The organism is Nocardioides sp. WJ219, assembly GCF_058559815.1.
Genome location: NZ_JBZUJV010000003.1, coordinates 460,733 through 487,023 on the forward strand (window position 1 = coordinate 460,733; position 26,291 = coordinate 487,023).

General features: G+C 73.1%; 20 protein-coding genes and 1 tRNA gene. 11 read left to right on the forward strand and 10 right to left on the reverse strand.

Annotated elements, in window-relative coordinates; translation table 11 throughout:
* Nucleotides 1–281 precede the first annotated feature (281 nt).
* The 4 genes from AC4MBH_RS10095 to AC4MBH_RS10110 form a co-directional block, all read right to left on the reverse strand.
* Nucleotides 282–923 (reverse strand): class F sortase, encoded by a 642-nt coding sequence (locus AC4MBH_RS10095; RefSeq protein ID WP_491794723.1) that lies wholly within the window; start codon nucleotides 921–923, stop codon nucleotides 282–284.
* Entirely contained in the window at nucleotides 920–8,644 is a 7,725-nt protein-coding gene (locus AC4MBH_RS10100) for a DUF7927 domain-containing protein (protein WP_491794724.1), read from the reverse strand. The genes AC4MBH_RS10095 and AC4MBH_RS10100 overlap by 4 nt, the downstream gene beginning before the upstream one ends.
* 753 nt (nucleotides 8,645–9,397) lie before the next feature.
* Nucleotides 9,398–10,093 (reverse strand): copper resistance CopC family protein, encoded by a 696-nt coding sequence (locus AC4MBH_RS10105; protein WP_491794725.1) that lies wholly within the window; start codon nucleotides 10,091–10,093, stop codon nucleotides 9,398–9,400.
* Between the two features lie 166 nt (nucleotides 10,094–10,259).
* On the reverse strand, nucleotides 10,260–10,916 hold the full coding sequence (locus tag AC4MBH_RS10110) for a sigma-70 family RNA polymerase sigma factor (RefSeq protein WP_491794726.1): 657 nt from the start codon (nucleotides 10,914–10,916) through the stop codon (nucleotides 10,260–10,262).
* Nucleotides 10,917–11,340: 424 nt separating this feature from the next.
* Between AC4MBH_RS10110 and AC4MBH_RS10115 the strand changes: the two genes are divergently transcribed.
* Nucleotides 11,341–11,694, forward strand: a complete 354-nt coding sequence (locus tag AC4MBH_RS10115; RefSeq protein WP_491794727.1) for a DUF6221 family protein — start codon at nucleotides 11,341–11,343, stop codon at nucleotides 11,692–11,694.
* 262 nt (nucleotides 11,695–11,956) lie between these two features.
* Nucleotides 11,957–12,694, forward strand: coding sequence for a GAF and ANTAR domain-containing protein (locus tag AC4MBH_RS10120; RefSeq protein ID WP_491794728.1), 738 nt, complete (start codon nucleotides 11,957–11,959; stop codon nucleotides 12,692–12,694).
* A 42-nt stretch (nucleotides 12,695–12,736) separates the two neighbouring features.
* Here AC4MBH_RS10120 and AC4MBH_RS10125 read toward each other — a convergent pair.
* Nucleotides 12,737–12,809 (reverse strand) — tRNA-Arg (locus tag AC4MBH_RS10125).
* Between the two features lie 145 nt (nucleotides 12,810–12,954).
* Here AC4MBH_RS10125 and AC4MBH_RS10130 point away from each other — a divergent pair.
* Nucleotides 12,955–14,163 carry an LCP family protein gene (locus tag AC4MBH_RS10130; protein ID WP_491794729.1) on the forward strand — a complete coding sequence of 403 codons (1,209 nt, stop codon included), beginning with the start codon at nucleotides 12,955–12,957 and terminating at the stop codon, nucleotides 14,161–14,163.
* The gene (locus tag AC4MBH_RS10135; protein WP_491794730.1) at nucleotides 14,160–14,336 is read left to right on the forward strand and encodes a hypothetical protein; all 177 of its coding nucleotides are present in this window, start codon (nucleotides 14,160–14,162) and stop codon (nucleotides 14,334–14,336) included. Before AC4MBH_RS10130 ends, AC4MBH_RS10135 begins: the two co-directional genes overlap by 4 nt.
* Nucleotides 14,337–14,805: 469 nt before the next feature.
* Here the strand turns inward: AC4MBH_RS10135 and AC4MBH_RS10140 are convergent, their stop codons facing one another.
* The 3 genes from AC4MBH_RS10140 to AC4MBH_RS10150 form a co-directional block, all read right to left on the reverse strand.
* Nucleotides 14,806–15,159, reverse strand: a complete 354-nt coding sequence (locus AC4MBH_RS10140; RefSeq protein WP_491794731.1) for an MscL family protein — start codon at nucleotides 15,157–15,159, stop codon at nucleotides 14,806–14,808.
* 36 nt (nucleotides 15,160–15,195) lie between these two features.
* Nucleotides 15,196–15,840 carry an SAF domain-containing protein gene (locus tag AC4MBH_RS10145; protein ID WP_491794732.1) on the reverse strand — a complete coding sequence of 215 codons (645 nt, stop codon included), beginning with the start codon at nucleotides 15,838–15,840 and terminating at the stop codon, nucleotides 15,196–15,198.
* A gap of 62 nt (nucleotides 15,841–15,902) precedes the next feature.
* A complete protein-coding gene (locus AC4MBH_RS10150; protein ID WP_491794733.1) occupies nucleotides 15,903–16,208 on the reverse strand; it encodes an FmdB family zinc ribbon protein in 306 nt (101 codons plus the stop codon).
* A 98-nt stretch (nucleotides 16,209–16,306) separates the two neighbouring features.
* Between AC4MBH_RS10150 and AC4MBH_RS10155 the strand changes: the two genes are divergently transcribed.
* A complete protein-coding gene (locus AC4MBH_RS10155) occupies nucleotides 16,307–19,003 on the forward strand; it encodes a penicillin acylase family protein (protein ID WP_491794734.1) in 2,697 nt (898 codons plus the stop codon).
* A gap of 447 nt (nucleotides 19,004–19,450) precedes the next feature.
* Here the strand turns inward: AC4MBH_RS10155 and AC4MBH_RS10160 are convergent, their stop codons facing one another.
* Nucleotides 19,451–20,065, reverse strand: a complete 615-nt coding sequence (locus AC4MBH_RS10160) for a 5-formyltetrahydrofolate cyclo-ligase (RefSeq protein ID WP_491794735.1) — start codon at nucleotides 20,063–20,065, stop codon at nucleotides 19,451–19,453.
* A gap of 23 nt (nucleotides 20,066–20,088) precedes the next feature.
* On the opposite strand from AC4MBH_RS10160, the gene AC4MBH_RS10165 reads away from it, so the two are divergent.
* Together AC4MBH_RS10165 and glp are read left to right on the forward strand one after the other, a co-directional pair.
* Nucleotides 20,089–21,471, forward strand: coding sequence for a UTP--glucose-1-phosphate uridylyltransferase (locus AC4MBH_RS10165; protein ID WP_491794736.1), 1,383 nt, complete (start codon nucleotides 20,089–20,091; stop codon nucleotides 21,469–21,471).
* Complete coding sequence (gene glp / locus AC4MBH_RS10170; RefSeq protein ID WP_491794737.1) at nucleotides 21,464–22,738, forward strand: molybdotransferase-like divisome protein Glp; 1,275 nt, start codon at nucleotides 21,464–21,466, stop codon at nucleotides 22,736–22,738. Before AC4MBH_RS10165 ends, glp begins: the two co-directional genes overlap by 8 nt.
* Before the next feature lie 18 nt (nucleotides 22,739–22,756).
* On the opposite strand, the gene AC4MBH_RS10175 is transcribed toward glp, so the two are convergent.
* On the reverse strand, nucleotides 22,757–23,662 hold the full coding sequence (locus tag AC4MBH_RS10175) for a hypothetical protein (protein WP_491794738.1): 906 nt from the start codon (nucleotides 23,660–23,662) through the stop codon (nucleotides 22,757–22,759).
* Nucleotides 23,663–23,709: 47 nt separating this feature from the next.
* Here AC4MBH_RS10175 and moaC point away from each other — a divergent pair, with 47 nt between their 5' ends.
* From moaC to sepX, 4 genes are all read left to right on the forward strand, one after another.
* Nucleotides 23,710–24,189, forward strand: coding sequence for a cyclic pyranopterin monophosphate synthase MoaC (gene moaC, locus AC4MBH_RS10180; protein WP_491794739.1), 480 nt, complete (start codon nucleotides 23,710–23,712; stop codon nucleotides 24,187–24,189).
* Complete coding sequence (locus AC4MBH_RS10185; protein WP_491794740.1) at nucleotides 24,186–24,656, forward strand: MogA/MoaB family molybdenum cofactor biosynthesis protein; 471 nt, start codon at nucleotides 24,186–24,188, stop codon at nucleotides 24,654–24,656. Before moaC ends, AC4MBH_RS10185 begins: the two co-directional genes overlap by 4 nt.
* Before the next feature lie 35 nt (nucleotides 24,657–24,691).
* Nucleotides 24,692–25,273 carry a GNAT family N-acetyltransferase gene (locus AC4MBH_RS10190; RefSeq protein ID WP_491794741.1) on the forward strand — a complete coding sequence of 194 codons (582 nt, stop codon included), beginning with the start codon at nucleotides 24,692–24,694 and terminating at the stop codon, nucleotides 25,271–25,273.
* A gap of 163 nt (nucleotides 25,274–25,436) precedes the next feature.
* The gene (gene sepX / locus AC4MBH_RS10195) at nucleotides 25,437–26,291 is read left to right on the forward strand and encodes a divisome protein SepX/GlpR (RefSeq protein WP_491794742.1); all 855 of its coding nucleotides are present in this window, start codon (nucleotides 25,437–25,439) and stop codon (nucleotides 26,289–26,291) included.

Here is a 26,291-nt window from a genome sequence, read left to right on the forward strand (position 1 = left end):
AGCGAGGCCGCACCCTCCCTCCTCGCGGTGACGCGGGAGGGAGGGTTCCCCCGACCGAGTCCGGGTCCGAGACCATCTCGCCGGCCGCGTAACACGAGCGCGGGTACGCGGCAGGTACCAGGTGAAGCCGGTCGCAGGGTCGGCTCCAGACCGGCGACGCTCGATCCGGCGGGTCGGGCGTCGTCGTCCCCCCACGGCCGCCCCACCCCTACCCCCCGGCGGGGTGGGGCGGTGTCTGGGGTGGGCGCGCGACAGGTGTGACGCGCACCGGCACAGTCCTCTCAGGACGCGCTACCGGGCGGTGTCGGAGCCGCGAACCAGATGGTGCGGTGGCTCCAGTCGCCCGGGCCGCGGCGGCGGCCGGAGCAGACCAGGATGGCGAGCTGGTGCGCGCCGGCGGATGCGTAGTAGGCGTTCATCAGTGCGCGGGCACCGACCTGCACCTTCTTCACCACGCGGTAGCACTGGCGGGCTCCCGATCTCCCGGTCGCCACGATCCTGGCGCCCTCGTGCAGCCGGCTCAGGAGCCGGTTGCCCAGCGCCGACCCGTAGACGCCGCTCCTCGGGTAGGTGTGGGCGGTCAGCCGGACGACGCCGTGCCGGGCGCTGGCGCGGACCGTCCCGTCCCACGCGAGCTGCCACTTCCCGCGGTCGGTCAGCGGCGGCGGGATCGGCACGCCGCGGCGGTCCCGGCCGCGGGGCAGCACCCGGGTCGGGCCCACGACGCCGGGGATGCTCAGCTGCGACGGCCGGAAGCCCCGGCCGACCTCAGGACACCCCGCCTGGCGCGGCGTGGACGCCTTCGTGGACACAGCCGTGGACGTGGACGCCGACGTGGACGTGCCGCCCGCCGGGGCCGCGCCGGGTGCGGCAAGCACAGCACCCAGCACGACCCCGGTGGCCAGACCGATCCGGTACCTCATGATCCTGCGATCAGCCTCTGCCGGAAACCGGTGGAGGGCAGCGGCGGGGGAGGGGGCGGTGCGCTCACCCGGATGCCGGCCTTGTCCCGGTTGTTGGTGGCCTTGCTGTCTCCCAGCGCCGTGGCCGACGCGACGTTGCGCACCTGGCCGCCGATGGCCGCCTTGGTCGCGGTCGCGACCACGAACACCGGTGGCGCCTTCCGGTCCGGGTGGAGGGACGCGGTGCGTACGCAGGTGGCGACGTCGGCGCCCTTGCGGACCGTGCACCTCCATCCCTTCCCGGACGCGGAGAGGAGCTGCAGGCCCCGCGGCAGCGGGTCGGTCACGGTGATCGGGCCCGGCGCGGCGTCCGGCCCCTTGTTGGTGACCACCAGCCGGTAGCGCACCCGGTCGCCTACCTGCACGGCGCGATCGCTGACGACGGCCTTGTCGAGGTCGAGGTCGAAGCGGCTGACCGGGTTGCACGTCGAGCTGGCGGATCCGACGCACTGTCGCGGCGGGGTCTGCCCGGCGTCGAGCAGCCAGTTGCCGAGCCGGTGGTTGCCCTGCCGGCTCCAGGGCTTGACGCGGACGGTGTACCGGACGGTCACCGTCTGGTCCGGTTGCAGCGTGCCGGTGATCGTCATCTGCGCGCTCTGCGGACCGGTGACCGTCAGCGCCCCGTCGGACACGGTCGGGCGCGAGACCATCGTGGCGTCGTCGAGGACGTCGGCCAGGTGGTCCACCTCGTCGACGGCGCCGGGCGCGGTGCCGTCGTTGGTGAGGGTGAGCGTGTAGGTGAGCTCGCGGCCGGTGGCCACCTTGGTGCCCGATCCCGGCCGGACCGACTTCGCGCCCACGATGCGGGGCACCCGGTTGACCGTGCAGTCCGGGTCGCCGTCCTGGCACGTCGCCGGGGGCAGCTCGCCGTCATCGACCAGCACGTTGCCGAGGACGTCGTTGCCCTCCTGCGCCCGCCGGTCGTCGGTCTTGACCTCCACCGTGTAGGACACGGTGACCACCTGGGTGGCGGCCAGGGTCCCGGTGACCGAGATCCGGCCGCCCGACATCGTCGCCGTGAGCGCCGGGTCGGACGACGTCGGACCGGTCACCAGGGCCGCGTCGTCGAGCACGTCGGTCAGCACGTCGTCGCGGTCGACCTGGCCTGGCACCGTCCCGGTGTTGCTGAACGACAGCTCGTAGGTCAGCCGGTCACCGGCGACGACGGTGGTGCCGTCGGCGGGGGTCACCGACTTCGAGTCCACGACCCGCGGCAGCCCGAACGCGTGCTCGGCGCAGGGCTGACCCGTGGTGGGGTCGGTCCCGTCGGCCGTCGGCGGGTCGCAGACCGGCGCGGTGCCGGGGCCGCCCCACGCGACGTTGCGGACCGCGAGGTCGCCCGCACCGGTGAGGGTGACCGAGTAGGTCAGCGTGACGGTGTCGTCGACGCCCAGCGCTCCCTCCCAGCGGATCACCGGCTCGGTGTAGCCCAGCGCGCCCGGCTGGTCGGCCACCGCGTCGCCCGCGTACGTCGCGTCGTCCAGGACGCCGACGAGCGTGTCCCGCAGCAGCGCCGGGTCGGTGAGCGTGTAGTCGGCCTCGCCGATGTTGGTCGCCGTCACGGTGTACTCGACCGTGTCGCCGATCTCGGTGTCGGCGGTGCGGGTCGAGCTCTTGTCGACGTCGAGTGCCCGCACGGGGTGCTCGGTCTCGTCGGGCTGGCAGGTCGGCGGGTCGCCGGCCTGGCACTGCAGGGCGTTGCGCAGCACGTGGTCGCCCTGGTCGGCGAAGGGCAGCACCCGCACCCGGTAGGTGACCTCGAGCTCGCCGTCGACCGGCACCGAGCCGGTGACGACGATCCGCTCGTCCGGGCCGTCGTACGTCGCGGTGAGCCCGGCGTCGGCGTCGATGCTGCCGACGACGAAGACGGCGTCGTCGAGCACACCCGCGAGGTCGTCGGAGGTGTCGACCGACGCTGCGGTCTGACCGGTGTTGGTGAACCGCAGCGTGAAGGTGACCTCGTCGCCCACCTCGACCGCGGTGCCGGACGCGGGGCTCGCGACCTTGTCGGTGTCGAGCCCCGAGCCGGGGACGTCGACCGAGGCGCACGCGTCCTGCGGGTCCTGGGCCTCCTCGACGGGCACGCAGGCGTTGTTGGTCAGGAGGTCGTCGCCGGCGCCGGTGTAGGTCAGCGTGTAGGTGATGGTGGCGGAGTCGCCGGCGTCGAGCACGCCCTCCCAGGAGAGCTCGGGGGAGTCGAAGTCCGGCTCGCCCACGTCCGCGCCGATCGAGTCGACGTCCATGGTGGCGTCGTCGAGCACGTCCGACAGGTCGTCGGTCATGCTCGCCGGAGCGGTTGCGGTGTAGTCACCCGGTCCGGCGTTGGTCACGGTGACCGTGTAGGTCACCGGCTGCCCGACGGCCGGCAGCTCGGTCCGGTTCGAGGTCTTGCGGACCGTCAGCTTCGGCAGCTCGAACTTGGCCTCGGCGCACACCCGGCCGGTGTCGGGGTCGACGCCGCCGACCGGCGGGTCGCACTCGGGCGTGCCCGGGTCGCAGGTGGCGTCGGTCGGGTCGCACTGTGCGAAGGCGACGTTGCGGACCGTGCCGTCGCCGCCGCCCCTCACGGTGACGTCGTACTCGATCGTGACCGTCTCGTCGACCTCGAGCGCGCCGGCCCAGCTCAGGTAGGGGCTGGCGAAGACCGGTGCGCCACCGACGTCGGCGGTGGCGCCGCCGGCGTACGTCGCGTCGTCCAGCACGCCGGTGAGGTCGTCCCGCACTCGCGCCGGGTTGGTCGCGGTGTAGGCGCGGTCGCCGACGTTGGTGGCGGTGACGGTGTAGGTCACGGTGTCGCCGGGGCGGGTGTCGGCGGTCGCGGTGGAGGTCTTCGCGATCTCGAGCTCGGTGGCACCGACGAGCACGACGTGGTCCTCGACCTCGCCGCCGGCGGCGGGCCCGACGGGTGAGGCGTCGGCGGGCGCCACGGTGCCCGAGAACAACCGGAACCGGGCGAACGTGCCGGCCGTGACGGTCCCTGCCGGGAAGACCAGGTCGTAGTCATCGGCGCCGGAACCGGCAGGTACGGCGACGATGACCCGCTCGGCCGCACCGAACGTGCCGTTGCCGTCGAGGTCGATCCAGCCGACGAGGGTGGCCGGCTGCGTGGTGTCGTTGGTCGCCGAGACGGTGACGGTGGTCGGCTGACCGGTGGTCAGCTCGATCGGGCCTGCGACCGCGTCCTCGTCGTCCACGTCGACGCCGTCGTCACCGTCGGCGGGACCCGGGACCCCGTCGTTCTCGATGTCGATGGCCGTACCCAGCATCAGGTCGGCCGTGTTGGCGGTGGCGTCGTAGCCCAGCACGTCGTGGCGGGGGCCGTTTCCGGCCAGCGCGGTGCCGTACGACGCGGGCGCGTCGCCGAGGTCGGTGCACTGGACCCCGAGGGTGATGTCGTCGAGGAAGTTGCCGACCGCGAGACCGATGCCACCGGCCGCGGCGATGGCCCGGAACTGCACCCGGGTCACGAACTGGCCCGCCGGGATGGTGTAGCTGCCGGAGTAGACCTGCCAGCCGGTGTTGCCGGTGGTGGCGTCCTGGGTGAAGTTGGGCGTGAACGTGCCGCTAGCGGCCGGCACCGCGCCCAGCAGCAGCCGGACGGTGTCCTGCCCGAGCCGCCCGCGGTGTGCGAAGCGCCAGTTGAGCGTGGTGCCGGGGATGGTGGCGATGTCCTGGAAGTAGCCTCCGCCGAACTCGGCGAACTGCTCCCCGCGGTAGGCCGGCACGGCGGGCAGGCCGTCGAAGACGGTCCCGTCGTGCCAGATCTCGACCACGCCCGAGGCGTCGTTCCAGCCCGGGACGTACTCGTCGTCGTAGGTCTTGATGTTCGGGCCGAACTGCGCGATGAACGGCGTGTTGCCGTGCACGTCGGGTAACTCGAAGCCGGGGTTGATCAGGCCGGCGCCGCAGGCGTCGGGCACCGGGGTGGCGATGTAGAGCTGGTAGTCCTCGACCTCGCCATCCGGGGCCGCCCCGCCCGGCGTGATCGCCTGACCGGCTGCCGTCGTGTACCGGAAGCGGGCGTAGGTGGAGCCGTGCCGGACGGTCGTCGGCACCGTCAACGGCAACGTGTTGGCACCGGCCGTGACCGCTACGTCGGCTGCGAAGCGCTCACCCGGGTCGGCGAAGTCGCCGTCGCCGTTGAAGTCGACCCAACCGTTGACGAAGCCGGCGGTGCTGGCCTCGACGGCGATCTGGTTGGCGACGCCGTCCTGGATCAGGTTGATCCCGCCGGCCACGCCGAGCGCGGGGTTGAAGTCCACCCCGTCCTCGTCGTCGTCGCCGGTCGTGTCGTCGCCGTCGGCGCCGGGAGTCGGCTGGCCGTCGACCTCGACGTCGGACGCGGCGCCGAGGCGCGGGCCGGCCGGGGCGTGGGACGGCCCGTTGGCGGCGAGCGTGGTGCCGTAGCTGTTCGGCGCGTCGCCCATGTCGGACCCGGCGGGTCGGACCGCCTGGCAGGCGTCGTCCTCGTTGTTGGCCGGGAGCCGGTCGTACATCGGTCCGGTGATCGCCGCTGCGACGCAGACCGGGGTCGCGCTGACCGTCGTCGGCGTGACGTCGAGCACCAGCGGCTCGGACTGGGCGACGTCCAGGGTGCGGACGGCGCCGGCGCCGTCGACCGGCACACACGTCAGGGTCGTCGGTCCGCCGACGGGCGCCGGCGCACCGCCGGGAGCGGTGCACGAGAAGCCGGCCGGGGTGAGGTCGTCGACGCGGAGGCCGGCCGGGACGTCGAGGGTCACGGTCGCACCGGCGTCGGGGCTGGGCCCGTGGTTGACGACGGTGAACGGGATCGTGGTCGCCTGGCCGACCGTCCACGGTGTCAGGGTGCCGGCGGTGACGGCCAGGTCGGCCTCGGCGAGGGTGACGCAGACCGGCAGCGGCTCGACGGGCAGGGTCGCGTTGGAGTCGACGGCGGCGGTGTTGCAGGCCACCTCACCGGCCGAGGCGCCGGGCGCCACGGCCGCGAGGAAGACCACCTGCCGTGACGTGTTGGCAGCGAGGTCGCCGTCGATCCGGATCCGTAGCGCCTTCGTGCCGGGCGCGCCCGGGCCCCAGTCGTCGACCGCCCCGGGGGCGCCGGGGTAGACCTCCGGGCGCGCCGGGTTGGTCGACGCCGAGTAGGCCAGCGAGACGCCGGGCGAGGTCGACTCGATCGAGGCCAGGTTCATCGAGAACTCCGACCCGCGCGGCGATGCGCTGGGCAGCAGGCTGGTGTCGCCGGGGTAGGGCAGCACGTCGTAGGCGACGACGTCGCGCAGGACCGTGTTGCCGGTGTTGCGCACCGTGACGCGGTACTTCACGTCGGTGGCGTCGACCGGCACGCCGGCCATCTGGGAGGAGTCCGAGACCCAGTTGCAGCCGTCGGCCGCGCCGGTGTCGGGGACGCACAGCTCCTTGACGACGCGGATGCCGTCGGTGGCCGCCACGATCACGCCGGCGCTGTCGGTGGCCGCGAACGACTCGGCGACGTCGCCGTCACCGTCGACGTCCGGTGCGTCGGTCACGCCTGCGGCGAGGGCGCGGAAATTGGTCGGGTTCGTGACGTAGAAGTTCTGCGTGGCGGCGCGCCAGGCGCCGGTGTCGTCGCCGGCCCACACCTGGGCGAGGACGGGTGTGCCCGGCACGGCCGCGCTCGTCGGAGTTGCCTTCACCGACAGCGTCGGCCAGTTCTCGGTGACCGTCGGGCTGGGGGTGACCACGCCGGGCCAGGTCGCCACCACGACCTGGCGCGCGACCCCGGCGATGGTCCGGGTCGCGTACTCGAAGGTGGTGCCGGGCGGGGCGGTGGTGGTCTCGCCCTGGCCGTTCGAGGTGAACTGCGCCGAACCGGGCACGATGTCCCAGCCCGCGGGCGCCACGAACACCAGCTGCGGCTGGATCTGGGTGCCGGGCCACACGGTCTCGGTGCGAGCGCGCATCGAGTAGGTGACCTCGGTGCCGATCCGTGGGTTGCCGCCGCCGGCAACGACCGGGGCGCTGGTGAAGTGCGGGACCAGGGCGGGCGTCGGCTTGGTGTAGAGGGCAGTGCGCACCGCGTTGCCGGACAGCGACCGGGTCGGCAGCGGCTGGCCCTGCAGGTTCCGGTAGGCGTCCGCGACGCCGTCACCGTCCGCGTCATCGGGGTAGGTGATCGTCACCGGGGCGGTGTTGGTGATCTCCGTGCCGATGGGCGCCTGGTCGCTGATGCGGAAGCGGTAGCCCACCTGGATCGTCTTCTGGGTGGCGTCCGACGGCAGGATGCGCCCGGCGCCGATCGGAGCCGAGGCACGCGCGCTGACGAACCAGCGGCCGGCTGCGGCCTCGACGAACTGGTTGGCGGCGAGCTCGGCGGTGCCGGTCGCGCCGGTGTTGTCCACCCAGTCGACCGTTGTCCGCCAGCTCGCCGGTGCGCCGGTGTAGGTGTAGGCGTAGATGCGGTAGACCGTGAGACCCGCGTGGGTCAGGTCGGGCTCGTCGACCACAGCGGTGCCATCGACATTGCCGCGGTTGTGGACCTGGACGCGCCACTCCCGGTCGTCGGTGTCGGTCTCGCCGGGCGCGGTGACGTTGAGGGCGAAGCGGTTGCCGCTGAGGTCGCCATCACCCTGCAGGGACTGGCTGTCGAGGCCGAACGCGATCAGCTTGTCGGCGGCCAGGCCGCCGAACGGGGTGGTGCAGGCGACGCGGGCGTTCATGCTGCGGTCCAGCGTGCGCTCGGTGCGAGCCGTGTCGAGGTAGTTGACGGTCACGTCGAGGTTGCTGGTGACCGTCGTGGCGAAGTTGCAGCCGTCCTCGTCCGCCTCCGGGAAGTTCTCGCCCGGGTAGACGATCGTGATGTCTCGGTTCGTGAAGAAGGCGTCGTCCTCGTCACCGACCAGGTTGTTGTTCACCAACGCCCCGAAGCTGTTGAAGCCGCCGAACTGGGCCGGGCCGAACCCACCGCGGGCACCGTAGGACGGGTCGGCCAGGGACCCCTTGGTCCACGTGACGGTGTGGTTGACGTTGTCGATGACCCCGCCGTGCGACGCGGACTGGATCACGGCCTGCGGCGGCAGGTTGTAGACGATCTGGTAGTTGCCAGGTGCCACCAGGCTGGCGCTGCCGGCCGCGTTGGCCGCCGGGTTGAACACGATGTTGCCGGGGTTGACCGCGACGGAGTAGGTCACCGGGACGTCGGCGGTGATGCTGCCGTTGTTCGGCGCCAGCGCCGCGGTCGGCCCGGTCGGGGTCCCGATGTGCCAGGTCACGTCGTCAGCGGTCGCGGCGACCGGTGCGACCGCGGTCGGTGAGGAGATCTCGGCCGACATGCCGATCTCGAACCCCTCGGGGTAGAACGAGCCGTTGGGGATCTCCCGGTTGCGCGTCGCCTGGTAGCCGTAGGTGACCGAGAACGTGCCCGAGGTGCCGGCCGGCAGGTTGCCGAGGTTGATCAGCTTGCCGGTGATGTCGGTGCCGGCGATGGTCCCGCCGGTGGCCGGCGGCACCCAGGTGGCGTACTCCAGGATCCACTCACCGTCCGGCAGCAGGCCGTGCGGGTCCGGCGGGGCCGGCGACATCTGCACCCGGGTGCCGTCGCACGCTGCGGTGGTGCAGGAGTACTGCACCCGGTAGCTGATCTGGTTGTTGTTGGTGCCGTTCGACGCATCGGTGATGACCGCGCCGTTGGTCAGGTTGACCGGCGTCAGCTCGAGGTTCAGCACGCCATCGCCCGCTGCCGCAGCCACGGCCTGGCGGGGCTTCGCGGCGCCCGCAGGACCGCCGGGCTCGACCGGGCCCGATGAGCCTTCCTGCGCCGACTCAGGGCGGGACCCCGTTGTGCTGGAGGCGCTCGGATCAGTCGTCGTCGGCGGATCATCGGCCGCCGTCGCTGGCGCCGGGGCGGATAGCCCGGTGACCAGCAGGACAACTGCGACGAGGATGAGAAATGTCGACCGGAGGGAGAGCCGAGAGATGCGCATGGTGCCTCATATTCAGTCCGAGTGGCGTGCGGGGGGTCACGCCGATCGCGACACTAGACGGCAATTGGGTATTTAGCGAGGAATTGGCGCAAGGGGTGATGTGCAAGCGAATATCGCGTTGCCTCGGGCCCTGTCGCGGCGGCTCGGAGCCCGTCGCGCCGCCGGTCAGGCGCGGTATTTCCTCGTTACCGGACGTCGCGCTTCTCGTCGTACTGGTCACACCGCACATCGACGTGTGAGGGACTAGCGCGCCCGGTCGCCCGCCGAGAACACGCCCGTGACGTGCGTATGTGCTTGCTGAGCCGAATGAGCGAAATATTGAGTCGTACCCATGATCACGAATTCAATGCATTCCGGGTGTGGGCCGTGGGCGGACCACACGATGGACCAACTCGCGGACCAATTTGCGGACCAATTTGCGGACCAATTTGCGGACCAAGCGACGGACCAAACATCCGGCTCGCGGCCATGCGCGCGGGACGAGAGGGAGCGTGATCAGCGGCGGGTGCGTGCGGCGCTGGCGGCCTTCTTGGCGCTGGCCCGCGCCCGCGGCGGCACGGGAGCGCTGTGCGGCTGGGAGGCCTGCTTCCTCCGGCGGAGCCAGAGCACCGACCCGGCGGCGGCGAGGACCGCGACGGCCAGGACCACGCCGACGATGACCGGGCCGCTGGAGTCCTCGTCCTCGACGTCGTCGGAGCGCTCGACCAGGCCCGGGGGGCCGGGGTCGGCGGCGTCGGCCTCGGGGGTGGCGGCCGACCCGGGCCCGCCGACGTAGAACCCGAGCCGTCCGGTGACGGCGTGACCGTCGGCGGAGGTGGCGTCGTACTCGAGGGTGTAGAGCCCCGGCGCCCCGCCCTGGTCGCTGAGGCGTTGGATCAGGGTGTCGGACGAGACGATGGTGGTGCCGGTGTGCAGCGGGGCGCCGTCCGGGCCCATCACCGTCACCGTGGCGCCGGCCTCGGCATCGAGCTCGCCCGAGAACTTCAGCGTGGCCCCGGGAGGCATCGCCTCGAGCGTCTCGCCCTCGGCGGGCGTCGAGGAGACCAGTGAGACGTGGGCCCAGGCGGCCGGCGCCGCCAGCCAGCCCAAGGAAATCAGGACGACGACCGCGGCCATCGCCGCCGGGACGACGCGGCGACCAGCGACCCCGACGCGGCGGTGGTGGGCCCCGTGGTGCTGCTCCCTGTCCAAGCGACGCACTGTCCGTCCTCCCGCTGCCGTCATCGGGACGCTCCGGCGCCTCCGGCTGCAACCTATACGCGCCCGTCGCCCCGTGCTCTCGACCGGTGCGTCCACGGCGAGGCCTCGCAGCTCCCAGGAGCTCGTCGTGACCCGTCGGGCGACCTGACGGTGGACCTCACGCCCGGTCTGGCACGTCGGGCGGGGTGGGCGGCCCGCTGCCGGCCTCGGCGCGGTCCATCGTCTGGAGGTCCACGGACCTTCGCAGCCGGATGAGGGCGTCGCGGATCCGGGTCTTGACCGTGCCGAGGGGTACGTCGAGCAGCTCGGCGACCTCGCGGTAGGTGAAGCCGTCCAGGTAGGCCAGCTCCAGCGTCTGGCGCTGCCGAGGGGTGAGGTCCGCGAGGGCGGCACGGACGAGGCGCGCCTCGTGCGAGGCGTGGACGTGGTCGTGGGTGGGGTCGTGGACGGCGTCGCTGCCGACGCGTTGGAGGTCGCTGGTCTCGCGGGTGTAGCGGTCCTCCCGGGTCGATCGGGACTCGCTGGACCGGACGTGGTCGACCGCGGTGCGGTGGACGATCATCAGGATCCAGCCGAGGCTGTTGCCCTTGTGGGGGTCGAAGTCCGCGGCCTTGCGCCAGATCGTCGAGTAGGCGTCCTGGACGGCGTCCTCGGCGAGATCCTGGTTGCGCAGCACCCGGACGGAGAGACCGAAGGCGCGGGATGCCGTCTCGTCGTACAGGCCCTCGAACGCGGCGGTGTCGCCGGTCGCGGACTGCTCGAGGAGCGTGTCGAGCCTGGTGACGACGGCAGGACGAGCGGTGGTTCTCTTCAAGGTCGGGACCCCCATCTCGCGCGGAATGCCTCGCGCAGCCGGGGTCTGGGGCCGACACTCAGTGGACGTGACACTAGTGGTGCTCGGACGGGCGTCGCCACACCCCGGTCGGTGGCAGCCTGCGTGGCCCCCGACCTCGCCAGCCACGCCCCGCCGCGATGGTGAGCCCGCTGCTGACGACGTCGCTCGCGCATCCGCGGTAGCCGGCGCGGGTGACCGGGTCGGTCCCGAGCGCGGCCGGCCGGTGACCAGCAGGGGTTGCTGCCACCCGGGAAGTGCGGGAACCGGCTCTGGCTACGCCGCGACCACGTCGAGCAGGCGGCGCGCTCGCTCCGCGGGGGATGTCCTTCCCGTTGCATCGAGCACCCGGATCTGGTCCGATTCGCAGGAACGCTGGCTGACCTCGAGCGAGAGACCCCCACCGATGGCGCGCACCGAGTTCCACGAGACGCTCACCGAGTTCCTGCTGGCTCGCATCGCGGACGACGAGGAGGCGGCCGCGACCGCGAGCCAGGTCGCCTACGACCCTGTTGACTGGGATGGCGGCGGGTCGGGCCTGATCGGCGTGGTCGACGGCCGCACGGGTGCGGTGCTGCCCATCATCGCCCCCGCCCGCGTGCTGGTCGAGTGCATGGCGAAACGAACCATCATCGAGGAAGAGATGGGACGCCTGAAGGTGATCGATCCGTCGCAGTCACCAGAGTCGTCACGAACTCTTCGGGTGCTCGCGGCCATCTACGCCGGCCACCCGGACTACAGCGACAGCTGGCGGCCCTGACCTGACGCGGGCATCGCCGGACCCGGATGCCGCGTTCGCGACGCCGGTCCACGCCGCGCGCCCCCTCCCACCCCGTGGTTCGGGATGGAAGGACGCGCGACTTCGTCAGGGTTCCAGCCGTGCAGGCGGCTCGGGGGGACCCGTCTGAATCTCTGTCCGGTGTCCACGTCGCTTCGCGACATGCGGTCGCGGAAGACAAGAATCCGCCTCGATCACCGTTTGGGGCGAGGCTCGATCGATGGAGCGGTGCCACCCTGGCGCCATGGACGACGGACCCGGGGACAAGAGCATCTCGTCCTGGATGGCCGAAGCCGCCCGGGACCTCGAGGTCCAGCAGAACCCGGAGGACACCTACGAGATGGCCGTCTCGTTGGCCCTGAACCACATCCCTGGGTGCGACGTCGCCGGCCTGACCATCGCGCGTCGTCGCGGTCAGGTCGAGTCCCACGCCCCGAGTGATCCCGCGGTGGTGGTGGCCGACGACCTGCAGCAGGAGCTCCAGGAAGGCCCGGTCCTGGACGCGTTGTGGGACCGGACGACGATCTACAGCCCCAGCCTCGCCCAGGACCACCGCTGGCCGGCCTGGGGTCCCCGGGTGGTTGCCGAGACGGGCCTGCACAGCGCCCTGTCGTTCCAGCTGTTCACCCACAAGGACATCCTCGGGGTGCTCAACCTGTTCTCACGTCAGGAGGACGCCTTCGACGAGGAGGACCGGCTCGACGGTCTTTCCCTCGCCGCCCACATGGCGATCGCGGTGACCGCGGTGCACAAGGCCGACCACCTGGGCTCCGCCCTGGCCTCGCGCACCCTCCTGGGCCAGGCCACCGGGATCGTCATGGAGCGCTACGGACTCCCGCCGGATCGCGCCTTCGCCGTGCTGGTGCGGATCGCGAACTCGACCGAGACCAAGGTTCGCGACGTCGCCCTGGCGCTGATCACCGACGACACGCTCCCCGGGCTGTCGAAGCCGTCGAAGCCCGCGACCGCGGGTAGCGACTGAGCCACGGCTCGAGGGGCGGGGTGTGACCTGCGTCGGAGGACGTGCCCCAGGCAGGAGTCGAACCTGCGACCTTTCGCTTAGGAGGCGGCTGCTCTATCCGCTGAGCTACTGGGGCGTGCGCGGCCAATCGTGTCACGGGCGGGCCGCTCCGGGAGAACGGGTTCCGCGGGCGGGCGGGCCGCCAGGCTGTGGATGCTGATTTGGGCCGACCCGTGGCCGTGACGCACCATGGGAAGCTCCGACCACGACCCCCAGGTGACATGCCCGACGCGATCCCCGAGCCCCCTGAGCACGACGCCGTCTCCAGCGACGACCCCGCCGCCACCGGCGCGAGGACCCGACCCAAGCGACGCGGCCGCAGCAAGAAGCGACACCAGCTCCTGCTCGTGCTCACCGCCTCGGTGACGGCGGTCGCGCTCGCGGTCGGCCTCGGCTCGGTCTACTTCCTGCGCCACCTCGACGACAACGTCGAGTACCGCGACTACGACGCGCAGCTGACCGACCGGCCGGCCAAGGTCGCGGTGTCCACCGGGCCGCAGGAGCCGCTCAACATCCTGGTGATGGGCTCCGACACCCGCGACGGCGCGGGCAACAACATCGACGGGCTCACCGGCGACGGCGAGCGGTCCGACACCACGATCATGTTCCACCTCTCGGCCGACCGCACCTTCGCCTACGGCATCAGCATCCCGCGCGACAGCCTGGTCGACCGTCCCGACTGCGTCGGCGACGACGGGGATGCCATCCCCGGCGAGGACGACGTGATGTGGAACGAGGCGTTCGCGGTCGGTGGCCCGGCCTGCACGATGCAGCAGTTCGAGCAGCTCACCGGCGTCCGTCTCGACCACTACGTCAAGGTCGACTTCAACGGCTTCAAGAACATGGTCGACGCGATCGGGGGCGTCGAGGTCTGCATCCCCGAGGACATCTCCGACCCCGCCCACGGCATCGACATCCCGGCCGGCACCCGCCAGATCGAGGGTCAGGAGGCGCTGAGCTACGTCCGCGCCCGGTACACCCTCGGCGACGGCTCCGACCTGGGCCGGATCAAGCGGCAGCAGGCGTTCCTGGCCGCGATGGCCGGCGAGGTCGTCTCGGCGGGCACTCTGACCCGGGTCGACCGGCTGCTCGGTTTCCTCAACGCCGCCACCGCCTCGCTGCAGACCGACTTCGACTCGGTGCGTGCGATGGGCCAGGTCGGCCAGTCCTTCCGCAGCATCGGCCTCGACAAGATCGCCTTCGTCACCGTGCCGTGGCAGTACTCACCCGCCGACCCCAACCGCGTCGAGTGGCTGCCCGAGGCCGAGAAGCTGTGGCAGAAGGTCGTCGAGGACAAGCCGCTGACCAAGAAGGTCGCCTCCGACGGCGTGATCAGCGCCGGCGACGACGTCGAGGGACGCGCGCCGGCGACCAACCGCAAGCGCGCGGTCACCTCCGAGGCGCGCGAGTCGGCCGGGCTCTGCGCGTGAGCGAGCCCGCGCCGCCGTCCGAGACCCGCGAGGAGCGCCGACGCCGCCTGGCGGCGGTCTTCGGCGACGTCCTGCCCGACACCACGAGCGACGAGCGCGACCCGGACCCGTCCGCGGGCGGGACGACGTCGGAGGAGTGGCTCAAGGACCAGGTGCCGCCGCACCACGGGTGAGCCTCCGGCTGTGTGCCCTACCTCACCGGGGTCTCGACTCGGGCTCGCTGGCGCTCGCCCGGCTCGACCAGCGTGGGTCGCCGACGGTGGTCGAGCCGCGGGGACGAAGTCTCCGCGAGTCGAGACCCCCGCAAGGTGCCCACCCCGCCGGGTTCGACTCGGGCTCGCTGGCGCGCGCCCGGCTCGACCAGCGTGGGTCCGACGGTGGTCGAGCCGCGGGGACGAAGTCACCGCGAGTCGAGACCCCCGCAGGGTGCCTACCTCGCCGGGTCTCGACTCGGGCTCGCTGGCGCTCGCCCCGTTCGTCCAGCGTGGGTCACCGACGGTGGTCGAGCGGCGGGGACGAAGTCTCTGCGAGTCGAGACCCCCGCAGGGTGCGTACCTCGCCGGGTCTCGACTCGGGCTCGCTGGCGCTCGCCCGGCTCGACCAGCGTCGGTCGCCGTGGGGTGGTCGGCCAGCGTCGGTCCGTCAGAGGTGCTTGGGGGCGCCGCCGGCGAGGGAGTCGCGGATCTCGCGGAGCAGCTCGATGTCCTCGGGGGTGCCGGGGGGCGGGCTGGGGAAGAACCGCTCCTTGGCCTTGATGTAGGGCATCACCACGAGGAAGTAGACGACGGCGGCGAGGATCACGAACGCGATCACCGCGTTCATGAACCGCCCGAAGTACGACGTCGTGCTGAACACGTCGTCCAGCGACGTGGGGAGCAGGCTGGTGAGCCAGGCGGTGAAGGCGGTGACGACGGCGCCGAACGCCGTCCCGATGATGACCGCGACGGCCAGGTCGACGAGGTTGCCGCGGAAGAGGAAGTTCTTGAACCCGTCCATGGGCGTGCTCCTGGGGGAGAGGGGGAGGGCCAGACGCTAGCGGGTCGACCACGTGAAGGTCACCAGCGAGCGCGCCACGGCGTCGGCCAGCGGTGGCACCTCGGCGTCGGCGACGCCGAGCACCACCAGCCGCCCGGGGAGACCGGTGGGTCCGGTGGCCTCGTCGGCCGTCGGGAGGGCCAGCACGGTCGCGCCGCTCGCGACCGTCTCGGTGTCGCCGGCCTGCGGGTCGGTGGCGACGAGGTCGACCTCGTCGCCCACCCGCAGCAGCGCGACCGCGCCGGCGTCGGGCAGGCGCACGGGTACGGCGCGCAGGTCGCCGCGGTCGCCGGTCATCGCCGGCCCCACCAGCCCGACCTCGGTCAGCGGCTGGCCCCGCGGCACAGGTGCGGCGAGCACCCGGCCGGCCGGCTCGCCGGCGAGACCGTCGGGCACCGAGCCTCGGGCGAACGCCGTCGTGGTCAGGTCGCCCTCGCCGAGCACCTCACCGGCCGGCAGGTCGCGGGCGGCCACCACCACCTCGACCGTGGCGGGCGGGGGTGCCGAGGTCGCTGCCAGCCCCGACCCCACGGCCACCGCGACGAGCCCCGCGGCCAACGGACGGCGTCGACGCAGCACCTGGCGCCGGGTGGCGGCGAGGACGCGGACGTGACGGCGTTGACGAGACGGGTCGCGGGGCATCCCGCGACGCTAGGCGAGCAGCGGCGGTCGTGCCGCCGCTCTCCACAGGGGGCGCGGAGGCCTCAGGTCGTGGCGGCCGGCGCCGGCTTGGAGTCGGACTTCTTCTCGGTCTTGGTATCGTTCTTCTTCTCGCCCTTGCTCTCGCCGGTCGCCTTGGTCTCCGACGAGGACGACGAGGACGAGCCCTCCGGCTTGCGGCTGTCGGTGCGGTAGAAGCCCGAGCCCTTGAACACCACGCCCACCGCGTTGAACAGCTTGCGCAGCCGGCCCTGGCACTCGGGGCAGGTGGTCAGCGAGTCGTCCGAGAAGGACTGGACCTGCTCGAAGGCGTGGCCGCACTCGGTGCAGGCGTACTGGTAGGTCGGCACGGCAGGGCTCCTCGGGGACTTGGCGGCGGTCGGGCGGAGGTGTTGGCACTCGCGCCCCACGAGTGCCAATGCTACGGCACGGCAGAATGTTCCGCACGATGACGGTCACCACCGATGCGAGCGCCGGCAGTCCCGGCACGCCCCCGGACCCGCCCCAGGACCCGCCCGCGCCGCGCGGGCCCCAGTGGTGGCGCCGGTTCCGGCTGCTGCCGCGCTCGCTGCGCGTGACGACGTACGTCGTGGGCGCGCTGGTCCTGCTGCTGGTCGCCGGCCTGCTCACCGGGGTCGTGCTGGTGCGCCGGTCGTTCCCCCAGACCTCCGGCGAGCTCGAGCTCCCCGGCCTGGTCGGCGAGGTGGAGGTGGTCCGCGACGACCACGGCATCCCGCAGCTCTACGCCGACACCACCGAGGACCTGATGCGCGCGCAGGGCTTCGTGCACGCCCAGGAGCGGTTCTTCGAGATGGACGTCCGCCGGCACGCCACCGCCGGGCGGCTGGCCGAGCTGTTCGGTGAGGACGCCGTGGAGACCGACGTCTACGTGCGGACGATGGGGTGGCGCCGCGTCGCCGAGGCCGAGCTGCCGCTGCTCGACCCCGACACCCGGGTCGCGCTCGACGCCTACGCCGCCGGCGTCAACGCCTACCTCGAGGAGCGCGACCCGAGCGAGCTCGCGCTGGAGTACACGCTGCTCAACGCCCAGGGCCTCGGCTACTCCCCGGAGCCGTGGACCGCGGTCGACTCGCTGGCCTGGCTCAAGGCGATGGCGTGGGACCTGCGCGGCAACATGGTCGACGAGATCGACCGCACCCTCACCGCCGCCGCGGTCGGGGAGGAGCGGGCGGCGCAGCTGTGGCCGGCGTACCCGCTCGACGAGCACGCACCGATCGTCGGCCAGGGCGCGGTGGTCGACGAGGTCTTCGAGCAGGACGCCGAGACGGGCGCGACCCGCAACCCGGTGCGCCCGCCGCCGTTCGGGGCGGTGGCCGACGACCTGCGCCGCCTGGCGGGTGCCACCGAGCGGATGCCGGCCTGGCTCGGCCGCGGCGACGGGGTGGGCAGCAACTCGTGGGTCGTCTCCGGCGAGCACACCGACACCGGCGCACCCCTCCTGGCCAACGACCCGCACCTCGGCGCCTCGCTGCCGGGGGTGTGGATGCAGGTCGGCCTGCACTGCCGCACCGTGTCCGAGGCGTGCCCCTACGACGTCGCGGGGTTCTCCTTCTCAGGCGTCCCCGGCGTGATCATCGGCCACAACGCCGACATCGCCTGGGGGTTCACCAACCTCGGCCCCGACGTGACCGACCTCTACGTCGAGCGCATCGTCGGCGACCGGTGGAGCCACGACGGCGACCTGCTGCCGATCGAGACCCGCGAGGAGCAGATCGAGGTCGCCGGCGGCGACGACGTCTCGATCACGGTCCGCTCCACCGACCACGGACCGATCGTCAGCGACGTCGACGACGTCCTCGCCGACGTGGGCGAGTCGGCCGACGTCTCCCGCAACGGCGGGCCTGACGACGTCGACCCCGACGAGGTGGAGTACGCCGTCTCGCTCGCGTGGACCGCGCTGGAGCCGTCGCCGACCGCCGACGCGATCCTCGCCCTCGACCGCGCGTCGGACTGGCCGTCGTTCCGGGCGGCGCTGTCCGACTTCGCCGTCCCGTCCCAGAACGTCGTCTACGCCGACCGCGACGGCCACATCGGCTACCAGGCACCGGGCCGCATCCCGATCCGCAAGTCGGGCAACGACGGGCTCGCCCCGGTCGCCGGCTGGCGGGCCGAGAACGACTGGACCGGCGAGTACGTGCCCTACGACGGCCTGCCCAGCGTGCTCGACCCCGACGAGGGGTTCGTGGTCACCGCCAACCAGGCCGTGGTCGGGCCCGACTACCCCTACTACCTCAGCGACGACGTCGACCGCGGCTACCGGTCCCAGCGCATCCGCGACCTCCTCGAGTCTCAGCTCGACGGTGGCGGCACGGTGTCGCTCGACGACGTGCTCGCCACCCAGGTCGACGACCGCAACCCGCTCGCCCCGGTGCTGCTGCCCCACCTGCTCGAGCAACGGCTCGACGAGCGGTACGACGACGACGGCCAGGAGCTGCTGGAGACCTGGGACCTGACCCAGCCGGCGTCGGGTCGCCAGAGCGCGGCGGCGGCGTACTTCAACGCCGTGTGGCGGGCGCTGCTCGAGCTGACCTTCCACGACGAGCTCCCCACCGACCAGCGCCCCGACGGCGGCCAGCGGTGGATGGGCGCGGTGACCAAGCTGCTGCAGAAGCCGCAGGACCCGTGGTGGGACGACGTCAGCACCGACGAGGTCGTCGAGTCGCGCGACGACGTCGTCCGCGCGGCGCTGCTGCGGGCCCGCGACGACCTCACCTCCGCGATCTCGCCCGACGCGGACGAGTGGACGTGGGGGGCGCTCCACGAGCTGCGCCTGGAGTCCTCGTCCCTGGGCCAGTCGGGCATCGGGGCGGTCGAGCGGCTGTTCAACCGCGGCGGATGGGAGGCCGCGGGCGGCGGCTCGCTGGTCAACGCGACGTACTGGGACGCCCGCGAGGGCTTCGAGGTGGTCAACGCCCCGTCCATGCGGATGGTCGTCTCCCTCGAGGACCTCGACGAGTCGCGCTGGATCAACCTCACCGGCGTCTCCGGCCACGCCTTCCACCCGCACTACACCGACCAGACCGACTTGATGGTCGACGGCGAGACCCTGCCGTGGGCGTTCTCGCGCGACGCCGTCGCCGACGCCGGCGAGGACGTGCTGACGCTGGTGCCGGCGCAGGAGTGACTCACGCTGGTCGAGCCGCGGGGACGAAGTCACCGCGAGTCGAGACCCCCGCAGGGTGCCTTCCCTCGCCGGGTCTCGACTCGGGCTCGCTGGCGCTCGCCCGGCTCGACCAGCGTCAGTGGTCGTCGTACGACGGGCGGTCGCCGACGGTGGTCGTCGTACGACGGGCGGTCGCCGACGGTGGTCGTCGTACGACGGGCGGTCGCCGACGGTGGTCGAGCCGCGGGGACGAAGTCTCCGCGAGTCGAGACTCCCGCAGGGTGCCTTCCCTCGCCGGGTCTCGACTCGGGCTCGCTGGCGCTCGCCCGGCTCGACCAGCGTCCGTGGTCGTCGTACGACGGGCGGTCGCCGACGGTGGTCGAGCCGCGGGGACGAAGTCTCCGCGAGTCGAGACCCCCGCAGGGCGGTCATCTCGCCGGGTTCCGACTCAGGCTCGACCAGCGTGGGTCACCGTCGGAAGCGGCGCAGGCCCGAGGGGGTGACGGCGGCGGTGACGGCGCGGTCGTGGGGCTCGACGGGGACGGGGCGGTCGAGCTCGCCGTCGTAGAGGACGACGCAGGTGAAGGTGCCCACCGGGACCCGGCCGAGCGCGCGGTCGTAGGACCCGCCGCCGCGGCCCAGGCGGAGTCCGGTCGGGGAGACCGCGAGCCCCGGGACGACGACGGCGTCGGCGGTGGCGATCGCGTCGGCGCCGAGGCGGCGGGAGGTGGGCTCGAGGAGGCCGTGGCGGGCCGGCGCCAGCCCCTGCTCGCCCTCGTACGCCGCCCAGTCGAGGTCGTCGTCGGGCAGCAGCACCGGCAGCACCACCCGCTTGCCGGCGGCGACGAGCCCGTCGAGCAGCCAGGAGGTGCCGGGCTCGGTGCCGACCGAGAGGTACGCCGCCACGGTGGCGGCCCGGCGTACCTCCTCGGCGGCGAGGAGGTGGCCGGCCACCGCACGGGCGAACAGGCCCAGCCGGGCGACCGGGAGCCGGTTGCGGGCGGTGGTCAGCTGGTCGCGCAGGGCGAGCTTGGCCGGGCCCTTGGAGGGGCCCGACGACGGGCTGGGTTGTGCGGACGCCACACCGTGAGCCTAGGCTCCATGACATGGGTAGTCCCGCACTCAAGAGGGCCCGCGAGAAGATGGCCGCCGCCGGCGTCGACGAGGTCGCGATCGACACCTTCTCCCACTACTTCCGGCTCCTCGAGCACGGGGAGACGGGGTTGGTCCCGGAGTCGACGATCGACCCGGTCGACATGCCGTCGCTGGCCGACGTCGAGGTCGGCGACGACGTCGCCACCGACGCGATCCGGCACACCGCGGTGATCAAGCTCAACGGCGGCCTCGGCACCTCGATGGGCATGAGCCGCGCCAAGTCGCTGCTGTGCGTGCGCCGCGGGTTGTCGTTCCTCGACATCATCGCCCGCCAGGTGCTGCACCTGCGCGCCCAGCACGACGCCCCGCTGCCGCTGATCTTCATGAACTCCTTCCGCACCTCGGCCGACACGATGGCCGCGCTCGGCCGCTACGACGACCTCGCGGTCGACGGCCTCCCGCTGGAGTTCCTGCAGAACAAGGAGCCCAAGCTCCACGCCAAGGACCTCGCGCCGGTCTCCTGGCCGGCCGACCCCGACCTCGAGTGGTGCCCGCCCGGCCATGGCGACCTCTACACCGCGATGCGCGGCACCGGCCTGATCGACCTGCTGCTCGAGCGTGGGTTCCGTCACGTCTTCGTCTCCAACTCCGACAACCTCGGCGCCGTGCCCGACCCGCGGGTCGCCGGCTGGTTCGCCTCCACGGGCGCGCCGTTCGCGATCGAGGCCGTACGCCGCACCCCGTCCGACCGCAAGGGCGGCCACTTCGCGCGCCGCAAGGCCGACGGCCGCTTGGTGCTGCGCGAGACCGCGCAGACCCCCCGGGAGGACCAGGCCGCCCTGGCCGACCTCGACCGGCACCGGTTCTGCTCGACCAACAACCTCTGGTTCGACCTGGCCGCGATGAAGCTCGCGCTCGACCAGCGGCAGGGCATCCTCGGGCTGCCGCTGATCCGCAACGTCAAGAACGTCGACCCCGGCGACCCCTCGACCCCCGAGGTGATCCAGGTCGAGACCGCCATGGGTGCCGCGATCGAGGTCTTCGAGGGCTCCCGGCTGATCGAGGTCGGCCGCGACCGCTTCGTGCCGGTCAAGACCACCAACGACCTGCTCGTGCTGCGCTCCGACGTCTACGGCATCGGCGCCGACTTCGTGCTCGACCAGGCCGCCGCCGAGATCCCGTACGTCGACCTCGACGTCGACCACTACAAGCTGGTCGGCGAGTTCGACAAGCGCTTCCCCGAGGGCGCGCCGTCGTTGGCCAGGGCCACGTCGCTGCGGGTCGAGGGCGACGTCACGTTCTGCCGTGGCGTGGAGGTGGTCGGCGACGTGACGGTGACGGCGCAGGGTGCCGACCGGATCTCGTCGGGCACCGTCCTGCAATCCGATGGGTGAGCTGCGCTCGGTCGACGAGCACCTGCGCGTGGTCCTCGAGGCGACGAGGCCGCTGCCCGACTTCGTCCAGCCGCTGATGGACGCGCTCGACCTGGCGTGCGCCGAGGACGTCCGCGCCCCGATCCGGCTGCCGCGCTTCGACAACTCCGCGATGGACGGCTACGCCGTGCACACCGCCGACGTCGCCGCCGCGAGCGCCGAGGCGCCGGTGCGGCTGCCGGTGATCGGCGAGATCGGAGCCGGGCAGACGCCCGGCGGGCCGGTCGACGAGCTGCCCCCCGGCACGGCCGCCAAGATCATGACCGGCGCCCCGGTGCCGGCCGGTGCCGACGCGGTCGTCCCCTACGAGTGGACCGACCGCGGTGTCGACGAGGTGCGGGTCGACCAGGCCCCGGGCCAGGGCCAGCACCTGCGCTACGCCGGCGAGGACGTCGCCGAGGGTGACCTCCTCGTCGAGTCCGGCACCGCCCTCGGGCCGCGCCACCTCGGGCTGCTGGCCTCGATCGGCCGGTCGTCGGTGCGGGTGCGGCCGCGCCCGCGCGTGGTCATCGTGTCCACGGGCTCCGAGCTGCGCGAGCCCGGCGCCCCGCTCCGGCCGGGCGCCGACGACGACGCGATCTACGACGGCAACTCCTACCTCCTCGCCGCCGCCGCCCGCCGGGCCGGCGCCGTGCCCTACCGGGTGGGCCTGGTGCCCGACCGCCCCGAGGCGTTCCTCGCCGCGCTCGACGACCAGGTCGGCCGCGCCGACGTGGTGGTCACCTCCGGCGGCATCTCGATGGGCGACTTCGACGTCGTCAAGGCGGCCCTCGCCCCGATCGGCACCGTGTGGTTCGGCGGCCTGGCGATGCAGCCCGGCAAGCCGCAGGGCTTCGGCCACCTCGTCGCCGGGTCGGCGTCGCAGGCGCGGCGGGTGCCGTTCTTCGCGCTGCCGGGCAACCCGGTGTCGTCGTACCTGTCGTTCGAGGTGTTCGTGCGGCCCGCGCTGCGCCGGATGATGGGCCTCACGCCGGAGTCGCGCCGGCCGGTCCGCGCCCGCCTGACCCACGCCGTACGGTCGCCGGCCGGGCGCCGCCAGTTCCTGCGCGGCGTGATCACCGTCGGCGACGACGGCTCCACCGTCACCGAGGTCGCCCCGGTGGGTGGCTCGGGCTCGCACCTGGTCGGCGACCTGGCGGCGTCCGACGCGCTGATCGTGGTGCCCGAGGACGTCACCGAGGTCGCGGCCGGCGAGACCGTGACCGTGATCCGGCTCGACCAGGACTGACGGCCGGCTGCGGCCGGTCTAGCCGGCCGGGGTGGAGGCGGTCCAGCCGAAGGACCCGAGGTCGGTGCTCCGCGCGGGCGGCGCGACCCGCACCGGCGCACCCGGGTCGGTCAGGGTCAGCGTCAGCGACCCGCCGTCGGCCCGCGCGGCGACCCCGGTGAGGCGGCCGGCGTCGTCGAGGTCGACGGTGACCGTCGCCCGGTCGGGCAGCTCGAGCGAGCCCAGCATCGACCCCAGGTCGGGCATGCCGGGCACCTCGATCGAGCCGGCCGCCATCGCCAGCAGGCCGGCCACCTCGCGCAGGTCGAGGACGGCGGTGTACGTCGTCCCGGACGCCGAGGTGTCCTGGTCGACGTCGGTCACGACGTCGCCGAGCTGCTCGGCGATGGCCTCGCGGCCGGGGTAGGAGACGCCCAGGCAGGGCGCCGGGCACTCGTCGGGCGACTGGCCGGACGCGCCGGAGCCACCGGGGCCGGCGAGGCCCGCGAGGTCGGGGAGCGGGACCCGCAGCCAGTCGGCGGGCAGGCCGCCGAAACCGACGAGACCGTAGGCGGTGCCGTCGACGACGCGCACCTCGCGGAGGCCGAGGTCGGCCGGGCGCACCTGCGCCCGCAGCGTGGGGGTCGGGGTGGTGACGTCGAGCGCGCCCGTGACGTCGACGCGCTGGGGGCCGCGGACGGCGAGCGCGAAGCGCGTGGTGGTGACCTGCTCGGCCGCGCCCTTCAGCGAGTCGACCAGGGCGACGAGGTCGGGGTCGACCTCGGGCTCGTCGACGTTCGCCACCGGCTGGGCGCCGTCGGTCGCGGCCGGCCGGGCGTCGCCGGCCGGGGCGCCGGCGCTGCCGCACCCGGTGAGGAGCAGCGTGGTCGAGAGGGCCGCCGACAGGGCGACGGCGAGCGAGGTGCGGGAGGGGCGACGCGACATGCGACCACGGTACGTCGTCCGACCACGCCGACTGGCATGATCGCCAGGTGAGTGACCGGCTGACCCACGTCGACGAGAGCGGCGCCGCGCGCATGGTCGACGTCTCCGCCAAGGACGTCACCGCCCGCACGGCCACCGCCTCCGGACGGGTGCTGGTGTCGCCCGCGGTGGTCGCGCTGCTGCGCGGGGAGGGCGTGCCCAAGGGCGACGCGCTCGCCGTCGCCCGGCTGGCCGGGATCATGGGCGCCAAGCAGACGCCGTCGCTGATCCCCCTGTGCCACCCGCTCGCGCTGTCGGCGGTCTCGGTCGACCTGGTCGTCACCGACGGCTCCGTCGACATCACCGCCTCGGTGCGCACCACCGACCGCACCGGTGTGGAGATGGAGGCGCTGACGGCGGTCTCGGTCGCCGCGCTCACCGTCGTCGACATGGTCAAGGCCGTCGACAAGGCCGCGGTGATCACCGACGTCCGGGTCGAGACCAAGACCGGCGGCAAGAGCGGCGACTTCCACCGGGGTGACGCATGAGGGCCGAGGTGGTGGTGGCCTCCAACCGCGCCGCCGCCGGCGTGTACGCCGACGAGACCGGCCCGCTCATCGTCTCCTTCCTCCAGGGCCTCGGGTTCGTGGTCGACGCGCCGGTCGTCGTACCCGACGGCGACCCGGTGGGCCACGCCATCCGCGCCGCCGTCGACGGCGGGGCGCGGGTCGTGCTCACCACCGGCGGCACCGGCCTCACCCCCACCGACCGCACTCCCGAGCAGACCCGGGCGCTGCTCGACCGCGAGGTGCCGGGCATCGCCGAGGCGATCCGCGCCCAGGGCGTGGCGGCCGGCGTCCCGACCGCGGTGCTCTCGCGCGGGCTGGCCGGCGTCGTCGGCGACTGCCTGGTGGTGAACCTGCCGGGCTCGCGCGGCGGGGTGAAGGACGGGCTCGGCGTGCTCGAGCCGATCCTGGTGCACGCGGTCGAGCAGGTCGTGGGGAGCGACCACTGACCCGCGGCCAGGGCCGGCAGCCGACCGGCTGGCCGGTGACCCTCTCCTCCGGGAGCGACCCGGTCGTGACGCTGCGTCCGCTGCGCGGCTCCGACATCGACGACTGGCGCGCGGTCCGGCACCGCAACGCCGCCTGGCTGGTGCGCTGGGACGCCACCGCCCCGCCCGGCTCGCCGTCCCGGCCGGTCACGTTCCGCGCGCTCGTACGCCGGCTCTCGGCGTCGGCGCGTCGGGGCGAGACGATGCCGTGGGCCGTCGAGGTCGACGGCGTCTTCTCCGGCCAGCTGACGGTGAGCAACATCGTGCGCGGCTCGGCCCAGTTCGGCTCGGTCGGCTACTGGCTCGACCGCGAGGTAGCCGGTCGCGGCGTCATCCCGCGCGCCGTCGCGATGGCGATCGACCACTGCTTCCAGGTGGCCGGCCTGCACCGCATCGAGGTCGCCATCCGCCCGGAGAACTCCAACTCCCTGCGTGTGGTGGAGAAGCTCGGCATCCGCGAGGTCGGCTACGCCCCCCGCTTCTTGCACATCGACGGCGAGTGGCGCGACCACCGCCTCTACGCGATCACCCAGGAAGAGGTCCCCCGCGGCCTCCTCCACCGCTACGAGCAACGCTGACCCGTCGCATCGTGGCGACGGGTCACCGACGAATTCGCGCTGACCCGTCGCATCGTGGCGACGGGTCAGCGCGGTGGATGAACCCCACCCGTCACACCAGCAAATCCCCGACACACCTGTTGACATCCGTCCCGGCGGGTGCTGGCGCTCCTAACCTCAGGACGTGGACCTGAGCGCGCTGATCTTCGTCGCCCTGGCGGTGGCCTGGGCCACCTACCTGATCCCGAAGGCGCTGCGCCACCACGAGGACAGCACCGCCTCGCGCACCGTCGACGGCTTCTCCGCGCGGCTGCGGGTGCTGGCCCGGCGCGAGCCGGTCGACGCCCGCTCGGCCCGCCTCGTGGTGACCCCCGGCAAGCCGGCGTCGGCCGCCGTCGTGGTCGAGGTCGAGGAGCGGCCGGTGCCCGTCGCCGTACGCCGGGACGCGGCGCGGCGGGCGGCCAAGCGCCGCCTGCGCGTGGTGCTGGCGATCCTGCTCGCCGGCGTCGCCGTCGGTGTCGCCGCCGCGCTCGGTCAGGTCTCGTGGACCTGGCTCGCCGCCCCCGGTGGCGTGCTGGTCGCCTGGCTGGTCGCCTGCCGGCTCATGGTCAAGAAGGAGCGCGCGGTCGGCACGTCCTCGGTCCGGCTGCCGCTGGTCGTCGAGGAGGCGCCCGAGGAGGCGCCCGACGACGACGCCGCCGACGACGACGCCGACCCGGTCACCGAGGAGATCGTCGCGGTCCAGGTCGACGTCGAGGTCGCCGCGGCGGAGCCCGTCGCGACGCCCGACCCTGAGCCGCAGCAGCCGGCCGGGTGGGACCCGGTGCCCGTCACGCTCCCGACGTACGTCGGCAAGGAGCAGGCGCAGCGCCGCACCGTGCGCACCATCGACCTCGACTCCACCGGCGTGTGGACCTCCGGCCGCAACGCCGCCGACTCCGCGCTGGCCCGCGAGGCCGACGCCGAGCGCAAGACCCGCAACGCCCAGGCCGACGAGCAGGCCCAGGCCGAGCGGAAGCGCCGCGCCGCCGGTTCCTGA

Bases quoted from the DNA above. Each gene is read 5' to 3' on its own strand.
- AC4MBH_RS10130 (WP_491794729.1), top strand. From the start codon at position 12,955: ATGCCCGACGCGATCCCCGAGCCCCCTGAGCACGACGCCGTCTCCAGC.
- AC4MBH_RS10095 (WP_491794723.1), bottom strand. From the start codon at position 923: ATGAGGTACCGGATCGGTCTGGCCACCGGGGTCGTGCTGGGTGCTGTG.
- AC4MBH_RS10175 (WP_491794738.1), bottom strand. From the start codon at position 23,662: ATGTCGCGTCGCCCCTCCCGCACCTCGCTCGCCGTCGCCCTGTCGGCG.
- AC4MBH_RS10165 (WP_491794736.1), top strand. From the start codon at position 20,089: ATGGGTAGTCCCGCACTCAAGAGGGCCCGCGAGAAGATGGCCGCCGCC.
- AC4MBH_RS10155 (WP_491794734.1), top strand. From the start codon at position 16,307: ATGACGGTCACCACCGATGCGAGCGCCGGCAGTCCCGGCACGCCCCCG.
- AC4MBH_RS10140 (WP_491794731.1), bottom strand. From the start codon at position 15,159: ATGGACGGGTTCAAGAACTTCCTCTTCCGCGGCAACCTCGTCGACCTG.
- AC4MBH_RS10115 (WP_491794727.1), top strand. From the start codon at position 11,341: ATGGCGCGCACCGAGTTCCACGAGACGCTCACCGAGTTCCTGCTGGCT.
- AC4MBH_RS10145 (WP_491794732.1), bottom strand. From the start codon at position 15,840: ATGCCCCGCGACCCGTCTCGTCAACGCCGTCACGTCCGCGTCCTCGCC.
- AC4MBH_RS10120 (WP_491794728.1), top strand. From the start codon at position 11,957: ATGGACGACGGACCCGGGGACAAGAGCATCTCGTCCTGGATGGCCGAA.
- AC4MBH_RS10185 (WP_491794740.1), top strand. From the start codon at position 24,186: ATGAGGGCCGAGGTGGTGGTGGCCTCCAACCGCGCCGCCGCCGGCGTG.
- glp (WP_491794737.1), top strand. From the start codon at position 21,464: ATGGGTGAGCTGCGCTCGGTCGACGAGCACCTGCGCGTGGTCCTCGAG.